General features: G+C 56.0%; 6 protein-coding genes. All 6 read right to left on the bottom strand.

Translation table 11 applies throughout. From position 1 onward, the window contains the following. Positions 1–300: 300 nt before the first annotated feature. The 6 genes from HNQ39_RS29420 to HNQ39_RS29395 all read right to left on the bottom strand — a co-directional run bounded on the left by HNQ39_RS29420 (position 301) and on the right by HNQ39_RS29395 (position 10,611). Complete coding sequence (locus HNQ39_RS29420) at positions 301–696, bottom strand: hypothetical protein (protein WP_184204190.1); 396 nt, start codon at positions 694–696, stop codon at positions 301–303. Between the two features lie 422 nt (positions 697–1,118). Continuing rightward, entirely contained in the window at positions 1,119–4,196 is a 3,078-nt protein-coding gene (locus tag HNQ39_RS29415) for a DEAD/DEAH box helicase family protein (protein ID WP_184204189.1), read from the bottom strand. Beyond that, positions 4,193–5,440: a restriction endonuclease subunit S gene (locus HNQ39_RS29410; RefSeq protein WP_184204188.1), complete on the bottom strand. Its 1,248-nt coding sequence runs from the start codon at positions 5,438–5,440 to the stop codon at positions 4,193–4,195. The genes HNQ39_RS29415 and HNQ39_RS29410 overlap by 4 nt, the downstream gene beginning before the upstream one ends. After that, positions 5,437–6,618, bottom strand: coding sequence for a Fic family protein (locus HNQ39_RS29405; protein WP_184204187.1), 1,182 nt, complete (start codon positions 6,616–6,618; stop codon positions 5,437–5,439). The genes HNQ39_RS29410 and HNQ39_RS29405 overlap by 4 nt, the downstream gene beginning before the upstream one ends. A gap of 76 nt (positions 6,619–6,694) precedes the next feature. Further along, positions 6,695–8,530, bottom strand: a complete 1,836-nt coding sequence (locus HNQ39_RS29400; protein ID WP_184204186.1) for a type I restriction-modification system subunit M — start codon at positions 8,528–8,530, stop codon at positions 6,695–6,697. Positions 8,531–9,804: 1,274 nt separating this feature from the next. Continuing rightward, positions 9,805–10,611: a hypothetical protein gene (locus HNQ39_RS29395; protein ID WP_184204185.1), complete on the bottom strand. Its 807-nt coding sequence runs from the start codon at positions 10,609–10,611 to the stop codon at positions 9,805–9,807. Positions 10,612–10,771: the final 160 nt, after the last annotated feature.

Genomic DNA, 10,771 nt, shown 5'->3' with positions numbered 1-10,771 from the left:
GTTTTGTGGTGCACCGATTCTATCGTCAATTCTTACCTGGGGGCCAAGATGGGATTCCTTAGCGTATGTTTTGCCCGAAAAACTAAAGTCGCCCCCACAGCACCAGCAGCCAGGCGGCGAGCAACTCCCCCACAGATCGACGGGCGCGAGGCCGCTTCGGGCGGGTGGTAGGTTCTCTCTCTTGCTGGTGTTGCATAGCACAGGGTACAGGAAACGGAGCTGGTTTAGCTAAATGGCGAACAGTACTACACGGTACCTAGATAGTTTATCTATCCTAAAATTATTCATCTCCAAGTTTTCTTATTTTAATAAGAAATATTTTCTGAGTATATAATTGTATTCATTTTTAACATCATTGTTCTTTATCTCATATTCCGAATCTCCTATTTCTAAATATTTACAATCCAAATCTATAAAAAATTCTGTACTGCTCTGATCCCACATTGTTATTTCTAATAAAAATCTTTTATCTGAGAAAAAATCTGATTTTTGATAATTATTATTATTTTTTATCAAATAGACTAACTTTTTGAGACTTTTAGTTGCATATCCTGAAAATATAAAATTATTATCATAGCCATGTCTCAAACTTTTTGTACTCTTTATTGCTAATTTCTTATCTCTATCCACATAAAAAACAGATATTTTTCCTATTTCTTCAATTTTTAATTTTCTTATTTTATCGAGATCATCCATTATTAATTCACAATTCCTCCCAATACTGATCTTTTTAGTAATAAAAACACGTCGCAGATTCTTCGAGACGATTCTTGATGCCCATCCAAACTTTACCATAAAACAGCTCCTCACAATCAGACGCCTTAGTGTCCTAAAATAGAAGTTTAAGGACACAAACGGGAAATTTAAGGACACATACAGATGTTTGGCAAACACTCCCCCAGCTCGATCCCCTCTACGAGGGGGATTGGTGGGTAGGCTCTGGTAAGTTGCCCGACCGTCGTTTCACGAAGGTTTTGAGGTGTAGGGCTTGGAAAAGAAAGTGTTTGCCATATTTGTTGTTCTGGGGCTTCTTTCTAGAGCTGTCTGTGCGAGTCGGTTTTTCCTGTCGTCGAGGCAGAATGGTAGAAAATGGTAGGAAAATCGCCTACCCTCCAACGTTACAGGTTTTCGCCTCCTTGCTTGCGTAGGGCTTCCCAGAGTTGACCGGGGCCGAGGAGGATGTCGCGGAGGCCGTCGCGGACTTTGTCGGAGCTGAGGGCTTGGGTGCTCATGGTGGTGTGGGCGTCTAGGGCGTCCATGATGGCATCGAGGATGGCGCTGGTCAGGTCGGGGGAGTTGGCGAACTGTTCCTTGGTATTGTTCTTAGCTTGCTGCGCCAGTGTCGCAGACTCCAGGAGCTTGCCTTTGAGAACGTGGTTGACATAGATCAGCCGGTCGTCGTCGGTGAGCTCACCTTGAAAGAGGTCGTTGACCTTCTCGATGATCTCGGTTAGGTAGGCGCTCTGTTTCTCCTGCACCAGCCCGCTCCCCGAGTCGGTGATGGGTTTGAGAGTGGGGGTATCGCCGCCGCCCAGGGCGAGGGACTGCTTGCCCTTGTTCTTGAGGTTGTGGTGGGTCAGGACGACCTGGGAGAGATCGATGGTATCGCGCTCCCGCCCAAACTCCAGCAAGGGAAGCAGGCGGCGGTAGAAGATAAAGCGTTTCTCGATATCGGTGTTGCCGTAGTCGAAGATCTGGGAGAGAAAGCTATAGAGCCGCTGGAACGCGCCTAGGTCGCTCTTAAAGAGAAGCAGCGCCTCCATCTCGTCCTTACCCTCCCCTCCCTCTTTCGCCTTGGCGGCTTTGAAGCGTTTGAGCAGGCGGTCCACCACAGGGAAGATGGCGGCGGTCAGCTCGCTTTGTTTGGCATTGGGATCGAGCTCCACCTTGACCACGCGCTCCACCTCATTGTCGTCGTAGTGGCCTGCGGCATCCAGCTTGGCGCGGAGGTTGAAGACTAGGTGGGGGTCGGTGACGCTCTCTAGTGTCGCGGTGGCGAAGTAGGTCTGGAAGGCAGCGAGGATCTCGGCGGGGTCGTTGACAAAGTCCAGGATGTAGGTCGTGTCCTTGCCAGGGTGGGCACGGTTCAGGCGGGAGAGGGTCTGCACGGCTTGAATCCCGGCGAGGCGCTTGTCCACGTACATGCCGCACAGGAGCGGCTGGTCGAAGCCGGTCTGGAACTTGTTGGCAACCAGGAGAATCTGGAACTCGTCGGTCTTAAAGGCATCGCGGATATCGCGCCCTTTGAGAGCGGGGTTCATCGCCTTGCCGGTCTCGGTGAAGGGATCGGGGCTGGAGTCCGTGTCATTGACCTCGCCGGAGAAGGCCACCAGTGTTCCGATCTTGTAGCCCTGGTCTTTGATGTACTTGTCGATGGCGAGCTTCCAGCGCACGGCCTCTTTGCGGCTGGCGGTGACCACCATGGCTTTGGCCTGGCCTCCCAGCAAGGGAGCGACGTTCTCACGGAAGTGCTCGACGACAACCTGCACCTTCTGGGCGATGTTGTAGGGATGGAGGCGCACCCACTGGAGAATCCCCTTGAGGGCGGCGCTACGATCCACCTCGGTCTCGTCCAGCTCCTTGCCGTCGTGGGCTAGCTTGAAGGCGAGTTTGTAGCTGGTGTAGTTCTTGAGGACATCGAGGATAAAGCCCTCCTCAATCGCCTGGCGCATCGAGTAGACATGAAACGGCTCAGGGACGGTGCCGCCCTTTGGGATACGCCCAAAGAGCTGGAGGGTCTTGGCCTTGGGCGTGGCGGTGAAGGCAATATAGGTCACGCCGCTGGGGTTGGCGCGCGCGGCCATCTGCGCAGCGAGAATGTCCTCAGTGCCCACCTCTCCCCCATCGGCCAGCTCCGCCAGCTCGTCGGCGGAGAGGACTTGCTTGAGCTTAGAGGCCGCCTCCCCGGTCTGGGAGGAGTGGGCTTCGTCGGCGATAACCGCAAAGCGTTTCCCCTGCGTGGCGGTGAGCTCCTGGACCTCCTTGAGAGCATGCGGGAAAGTCTGGAGGGTGCAGACCACGATCTTCTTGCCGCCCGCCAGCGCCTTGGCCAGCTCGCCGCTCTTGCTGGCACTCTCGCCCTTGATCGTAGCGACAACGCCGGTGGTGCGCTCGAAGTCGAAGATGGCCTCTTGGAGCTGGGTATCGAGCACGGTTCGGTCGGAGACGACGAGGACGGTATCGAAGACTTTCTCTTGCTTGTCGTCGTGGAGGTCGGCGAGGAAGTGGGCGGTCCAGGCGATGGAGTTGGTCTTGCCGCTGCCCGCCGAGTGCTGGATGAGGAACTTGGTGCCCGCGCCCTCTTTCTTGATCGTGGCGACGAGCTTGCGGGTGGCATCGAGCTGGTGGTAGCGGGGAAACAAGACTGTCGTGAGCTGCTTCTTGCTGTCGCGCTTGCCCACGAGGTAGCGCCCGAGGATCTCTAGCCAGCTCTCCCGCGCCCAGACCTCCTCCCAGAGATAGGCAGTGCGGTGGCCGCTCTTGGGGTTGAGCGGGTTGCCCGCCGCGCCGTCGTCGCCCTGATTGAAGGGGAGAAAGCGGGTGGCCGCGCCCACGAGCTGGGTGGTCATGCGCACCTCGGAGTGGCTGACGGCGAAGTGGACCAGTGCGCCCGAGGGGAAGCTCAGGAGCGGCTCGGGTGCGCTCTGCCCCTTGGGCTTGGGGTCGCGGTCAAAGCGGTACTGGTCTACTGCATCGTCCACGGACTGGGTGAAGTCGGACTTGAGCTCTGCGGTGGCGACGGGGATTCCATTGAGAAAGAGCACGAGGTCGATGCTGTTCTCGTTGTGGAGGGAGTAGCGCACTTGGCGCACGACCCGGAGGCGGTTGGCCTTGTAGCGGGCGAGGATGTCGGGGTTCATGCCCAGGGCGGGCTTGAACTGCGCGAGGGCGAGCGGCTGCTTGAGCCCCAGAAGGTCGATCCCCCGCCGTAGCACCTCCAGTGTCCCGCTGGTATCGAGCGAGCTGCGCAGGCGATCCAGCAAGAGGCTCTCCGCGCCCGCGCCGTGGTTCTTCTCCAGCACATCCCAGGCTTTGGGCTGGCTCTCCTTGACCCAGGCGAGCACGTCGGCGGGAAAGAGCGCCCGCTTCTTGTCGTAGCCTGCCGCATCGCTGGTGTCGCCGCTGTAGAGCCACTCGTGCGCCCCCAGGTGCTCGCAAAGCTCCGTCTCGAAGGCGATCTCTTTGTGCAGGCTCACGCCACTGCCCCTCGAACATCAATCTTGCCCGTCACCGCCGCCGAAATCAGCGCCGACCGCCGCTCCTGGAGAAGCGTAATCCCCCGCTGTGCCTCCGTGATGAGATCATCAATCTTAGCAGTCTCACAATCAAGAAATGAAACTATCACTCGTTGCTCATCAAGTGGAGGAATTGGAACAGGAAGGCACTTAAGAATCGGAACACTAATATTTACTTGGGCAGTCCCCCACCCTTCCAAAGAAAAATAAGTTTGTGATGTCTTACTATTAAGATAGTAACAATAGAATTGTGAATCACTATTTGAATTTAATGTAGTAATCAACATAGTGAAACATTGACATCCTTCCATATATTCAGGAATAACAGCAGTAACTCCAGCATTACCTGTCCTCACTGTTATTAGATCACCTGATCTTATTGATTTACTTTCACGATCTTCTGCAAAATCAGGGTCTACATGGAGTATTTCACCAATGATTTTTCCAGCTCTTATATTTGTCGAACGAAGTATAGGAATCCCCTCATCGGCATAGGCGTGAGTAGCAGCTTCAGCAATTCCAACGACGACACGTTTTGAAATTCGTGTAAGTGATCCGTACTCCCAATGCTCCGGCACCTCCCCCAACCACTCCACCCCCGAATCTTTCATCGGCGCATCGGGATTCAGCCCCTTGGTGACGGCGTGGGAGATCACCGCTTGGCGCTTCTCGGTCAGCAGGGCGATGAGGCGTTGCTGCTCGGCAATGAGGTCGTCGATCTTTGAGGTTTCGCGGTCGAGGAAGGCGGCGATGGCGCGTTGCTCGGGGAGTGTCGGACGAGCAACACTATGGTTACTAAGACTCCCTTTGGTCATGCTGGGAAGAGCAGTGTTTGTTGAGTAGTAATCAAAGGGGATTGTCAAAGCCAAGTAGTACGTGAAGCGTCCTGAAGCATCTGGATTGATTTTCGACCAGTACATAGTGTCTACAGTCCAAAAGCGCCCAGTGACGTGGAGAGGTTTATCAATCGTCCCTTTTCTGCCGAGCAAAACAGATTCCCCATCGTAGAGAAAATCAGACGCATACGCAAAAATGCCGCCTGAACCTAGGACAGGATAGCCATCAGCTTGCTCAACGTGTTTATGGTCAGAGCCATTTTGTATATCTACAAACCGCTTGAATGGGGATACTTCCCAATGCTCTGGCATCTCACCGAGCCATTCCACACCGCTGTCTTTGTAGCTTTCGTACTTGGGGAAGCTCATCGGGTCTCCTCGTGGGACAGAGCGGGGCGTTCGACGCCGTGCTCTAGTAGGGTGAGATACGCGCTGTATGCCCACAGGCGGTCGCGTTTCTTGCCGCTCACTTCTCGCAAAATACCCTGCTCCACCATTAGGTTAAATGCACCCCGCACGGTCTGAGGGGTCAAGCCCAGTTCCTCGGCGGTCGCGGGGACACGGCGGAAAGGGTGGCGCTGGAAGGCGGGGTAGACGCGCAGGACGCTGGCGGGCGCTCCGACGGCCTCTAGGCGCTGGCGGTCAGACTCAAAGAGCAATAACACTTGGCGGGCAGAGTCCGACGCCTGCTCCGCCGTGGCAATCACGCCCTCCAGGAAGAACTGCACCCAGCCTTCCCAGTCACCCAGAAAGCGCGTGCGATCCAGGTGCTCGTAGTAGGCAGCACGGTGCTTGCGAAAGTAGTACGAGAGATAGAGCAAGGGCTTTTGCATCGCTCCTTCCGAGCAAAGAAGCAGTGTGATCAGAAGACGGCCCAGGCGGCCATTGCCATCCAGAAACGGGTGAATGGTCTCAAACTGCGCATGGGCGAGAGCCGCTTTCAGCAATGTCGGCGTGCGCTCAGGCAGGTCATGGAGAAACCGCTCCAAATCAGAGAGGCACGCTCCCAGCTCGTGGGGCGGCGGGGGGACAAAGTGGGCATTGCCTGGACGCGTTCCGCCAATCCAGTTCTGCGACGTGCGCACCTCACCCGGCTGCTTGTTGCTCCCACGCCCCTGAGAGAGAAGAATCTCATGCACCTCCTTGAGCAGGCGCAGAGACAGGGGCAGCGACTCCAGACGGGCAATCCCGTGCTCCAGAGCCGCCACATACGACGAGACTTCGCGCACATCGTCCAGCGGCACGCCCGGCAGCTCCTCCGACTCAAAGAGCAGCAAGTCCGAGAGCGACGACTGTGTCCCCTCAATCTGCGACGACAGCACCGCCTCCTTGCGCACATAGAGATAGAGAAAGAGCGAGATGTCGGGCAGGAGCGTGGACAAACCATCCAGCCGCCCCAGTGCCAAGTGAGCGCGTGCCAGCAGATCCATGAGCGTAGCATCGTGCACCAAAGCAGGCTCCGGCGGCAGTGCTCTGGGCACAAAGGCGCGAAAAGACTCGCCCGGAATCATCGAGAGCTTCCACTCTCCTTGAGAACCTCGCTCCATCGCTAAGTAAATTTTCTTTCGTAGTGTTGCATACTAAGTAAATTTTACCCTAAAAATTTGCGTAGTGATGCACGGTCTACGCTGTAAGTCCCCCGATCATCGCCAGAATCCGATCCGTCACCTGCTTCAGCTCCGCGTCGATCTCCTCCAGCGGGCGCGGCGGCTCGAAGACATAGAAGTGGCGGTTGAAGGGAATCTCGTAGCCCACCTTAGTCTTCTCGTGGTCGATCCACGCATCCGGCGCGTGAGGCAGCACCTCGCGCTTAAAGTAGGTCTCCACGTCCTCGGAGAGCGGGACATTCTCCGTGTCGCGCAGGCTACTGTCGGGCTGGGGCTTGCCCCTCTGCTTGCCGCGCTCGCCCAGGACAATCTTGCCGTTCTCGTCGCGCAGGGGGCGCTCCACCGTGATCGTGCGGTAGCCAAAGTCCGTGGTCTTGAAGAGGCGTGCCAGCGGGGCTTTCTTGAGCTTTCCCCCCTCCGGCGCGGCGGGCTCGGGCTCGCCTGCAAGCACCACCTCGCGGCCCAGCTCCTTGCCCTCGGCATCGTAGAGCGTGAAGAGGCTCGCCTCCTCGAACTTGCCAAAGAGGTTCACGATCTGGGCGATATGCGCCTCCGACAGCTCCTTGCGCTTGCTCCCCAGGCTCTTACGCATCTTCTGCCAGAAGCTCGATGCGTCGATCAGCTGCACCAGCCCCTTGCAGTCGTCGTCCTTGCGGTTGGTCAGAATCCAGACGTAGGTCGAGATCCCCGTGTTGTAGAACATGTCCGTCGGCAGCGCGACAATTGTCTCCAGCAGGTCGTTCTCCAGGACGTAGCGCCGAATCTCGCTCTCCCCCGACCCTGCGCCTCCCGTGAACAGCGGCGAGCCATTGAGGACAATCCCAAAGCGGCTCCCCCCTTCGCTGGCCGGGCGCATCTTGGAGATCAGGTGCAGCAGAAACAGCAAAGACCCATCCGAGACACGCGGCAAGCCGGGGCCGAAGCGCCCTTCAAAGCCGCGCTGCTCGTGCTCCTTGCGAACCTCTTTCTCAACCTTCTTCCACTCCACCCCAAACGGCGGATTGGAGAGCATGTAATCAAACTTGCGGTGCAGGTGCCCATCATCGGAGAGCGTGTTGCCCGCGACAATATTGCCCACGTCCTGCCCCTTGATAAGCATATCGGCCTTACAGATCGCGTAGGACTCATCGTTGAGCTCCTGCCCAAACATCGTTAGCCGTGCCTGGGGGTTGTGGTCTTCCAGGTACTCCCCCGCCACCGAGAGCATCCCACCCGTTCCCGCCGTCGGATCGTAGATTGTGCGCACCACCCCCGGCTTGGCGAGAATCTCATCGTCCTCGATAAAGATCAGGTTCACCATCAACCGGATCACCTCGCGGGGCGTGAAGTGCTCTCCCGCTGTCTCGTTGGAGATCTCGGCGAACTTGCGGATCAGCTCCTCAAAGACATGACCCATCTGCGTATTGCTGATGGTCTGCGGGTGCAGGTCCACCTGGGCAAACTTCTCCGCCACCAGATACAGCAAGCCCGCCTTGGCCAGCTTCTCGATCTGGGAGTAGAAATCAAACCGCTCGAAGATATCGCGCACCGCCCCCGAGAAGCTCTGGATATAGCTGTAGAGGTTCTCCCGGATATTGTCCTGATCGCCCAGCAGCTTCTTGAGATCGAAGGGCGACGTGTTGTAAAAGCTCTGCCCAGACTTGCGCAACAGAAACGGCTCCGGGTTCAGCCCCTGCGCCTCGCGTGCGGCGCACTCGGCCAGGACAGCGTCCTTGGTGCTCTCCAGCACACAGTCCAGGCGGCGAAGCACCGTAAAGGGAAGAATGACTTTTCCGTACTCGGACTGCTTAAAGTCCCCGCGGAGTAGATCGGCAACCGACCAAAGAAACGACGAGAGAGCTTGCTGATTCATAGTTGTGTGTTCCCCTATTGTACGCGATGCCTTTCTGAAACTAACCCCTCTCACTAAGAGCCATCGTCACCACGTGGTGACGATGCCCCTGCCACCACACGAAGCCGTCCGAGAAAACCAGGCAAAATCTCACGCCACTTAACTCCCCCATCGAGGCACTCTCTCCACACCTTCACTCCTTTCTGTCAAAGGCAAAATAGGTACTCCAGTCTAAAATCCAGAAACCATGCAACAAAATGCAACAAAATGCAACATGATTTGAGCTTCAGAAGAGCAACAGCACCCCCATCAGGAATCCCCCATCCTCCATAAACGAGTCACTGGGGAGCAGGCAGTTCGCGCTAAAACTCAAAAAACACCGGGCATTTTCGGGCATTTTCGGACATCTTAGGAAAGGCTAGTATCCTCACCGATCTGCGCTGCCCCCCAAAATGAGTCACTTAGGAGTAGCTCGTACGCGCCAAAAATCGAAAAAGACAGAGCAGTTTGGACTCGCGGGCTCCCCACCATCGTCACCACGTGGTGACGATGCACCGGCCACCACACGAAGCTGTTCGAGGAAACCAGGCAAAATCTCACGCCATTTGGCTCCCTCACCGAGGCACTCTCCCCACCCCCTCGCGCAGGGGGTAAAAAGTCGGTCGATCAATCTAAAACTCAAAAAACATCGGACATTTTCGGACATTTTCGGACATCTTAGGAAAGGCTAGCGCCCTCACTGATCTGCGCTGCCCCCCAAAATGAGTCACTTAGGAGTAGCTCGTACGCGCCAAAAATCGAAAAAGACAGAGCAGTTTGGACTCGCAGGCTCCCCACCCATCGTCACCACGTGGTGACGATACACCGGCTGTGCACGAAGCCATTTGGGAAAACCAGGCAAAATCTTACGCCATTTGGCTCTCTCGAAGAGCCCTCCACCATCTTATCCCTGCCTCCTTCATTACAGACGAAGAGCCGATTGGTCGGCCTAAAACGTAAAAAACATGGGGCATTTTGGGGCATTTCGAGAAGTGGCATCATCTGCAGCAATCATCTCAAGCCCCTCCAAACAAGTCACTGAGGACACCTTACGAGCGTAAATTTCAAAGTTCCCCCATCAGTTGGGGGATGCTTTCACCAGCCTAAAAGGCTCGTACGCACTAAAACTCGAAAAAGACCGGAAATTCTCGGAAATTTCCGGAAACGGTCGCCTCCTCACTAGGCATCTCATGCCCCTACGGACAGGCAGTAACAGGAAAGACATGGGGAGAAATGGAGCCCGCCACACTAAAGCCCTATGAGCCTTTTTGCTGTAGAGCCCGCAAGGTCGCCCGTAGCTGCTCAATACCCGCTTTGGACACACCAGAAGCCTGAGAGGGCTGCGAGAACTTTACCTGTTCACTTGTTTTCTGCTCCGCAGCTTGCAGCCGTCGCCACTCCCAGTAGCTAGGATCTTGCCTTACATCGCGAATGGGGCGTCCCCCGTTGTCACTGGGATGAGTGGAGGTGGGAGCGGGTGGCGTGAATCCTCGACGTATTGCCTCACGAAGCCATGCTCCTCGGTTGCGGATATTGGCGAGCTGGCTCCTATAGGCTGTGAGAATACGCTGGACTTGCTCTTCGGTCAGGTCTTGCTTTTTGACCTCTCGTGCTAGCTCTAGCGCCTCACCCTCTGAGACACAAGTCTTGAGCAAAGAGACAGCAACAGGGCAGGCTTCTAAAGCAGTCTTGGTCTTTCTTGTTGTGTTGTCGTTCTCTGTCCCTACGGGAGATTTCTTAATAGGTGTCGAGGGAGTAACCTGCAACGCAACCGGGGAGGAAACGGCAGAGCATCCTGCAACGGGGGGCTCTGAAAAAAGCCCACGAGAGCGTTTGGCGACGCGCACGAGGGGCCAGAAAAAGAGCTTGGAGACTCCCCCCCTGCGTGTTTGCTGGCGCTGGATCCAGCCTGCTGCGATAAGCTCAGCTAGGGCATAGCGCACGGCACGGACAGACTTCTCCAGCATCGCCGCCAGGGTCTCTAGCAACTTCACACAGGCATAGCCCGTCCGCTTCGAGAGGCGCTCTAGCAACCGAAAGAGAGCCAGTGCCTGGGGACTCACCGCCGAGTCTTTAACGAGAGGGAATTGTAAGTTTGTGGGGTTGTAAGTTTGTGGGACTGTCCGGTTGTCCGGTTGTATACAATTGGTTCTGGTTGCCTGACCTTTTGTTTTTTGGTAGACTGTCATTCGTAATTGAATCCTTTCTTTTCCTGTTGATGCA

The sequence above is a fragment of the Armatimonas rosea genome (assembly GCF_014202505.1).
Taxonomy (GTDB): domain Bacteria; phylum Armatimonadota; class Armatimonadia; order Armatimonadales; family Armatimonadaceae; genus Armatimonas; species Armatimonas rosea.
This window is presented reverse-complemented; position numbering and strand designations above follow the sequence as displayed.